Source organism: Thalassospira sp. MCCC 1A01428, from assembly GCF_002115825.1.
In the GTDB taxonomy this organism is placed as follows: domain Bacteria; phylum Pseudomonadota; class Alphaproteobacteria; order Rhodospirillales; family Thalassospiraceae; genus Thalassospira.
Genome location: NZ_JFJZ01000182.1, coordinates 1 through 386, shown reverse-complemented (window position 1 = coordinate 386; position 386 = coordinate 1). Strand labels below are relative to the sequence as shown.

Sequence of the window (386 nt, the reverse complement as noted above, 5' to 3'; positions counted from 1 at the left end):
CAATTGGGTTCAGACCCTAGGGTCCAGACTCATTCAAATCCAGTAGCAGACGAGCGCAGCAAGGCATAATGCGGCCATGAAGTTGTCAGCATGTTTGTCGTACCGAGTGGCATTCCGTCGGAAGTCTTTCAGGCGGCCAAATATGCGCTCAATGACATTACGTCCGCGATAGCGTTTCCGGTTGAAGGCATATGGCTGCTTGCGATTGGCCTTGTTGGGGATGACCGGCTGGATCTTTCTCCGTATGAGCCAAGCCCGCCAGTGGTCCGCGTCATAGGCCTTGTCGGCGAGCAGATATTTCGCAGGAGGAAGGTGACTGGCGGGCATCACGGCTCCGGTGATGTCGGCAACCTGGCCGGGTGTCAGTAAGCGTCCTCTCACGGCTA

The 386-nt window shown here is 56.5% G+C and carries 1 protein-coding gene; it reads right to left on the bottom strand.

Annotated features, from left to right (window positions below):
* Positions 1-33 precede the first annotated feature (33 nt).
* On the bottom strand, positions 34-386 hold a 353-nt coding region (locus tag THS27_RS26515), incomplete at its 5' end, for a transposase (protein ID WP_139835788.1).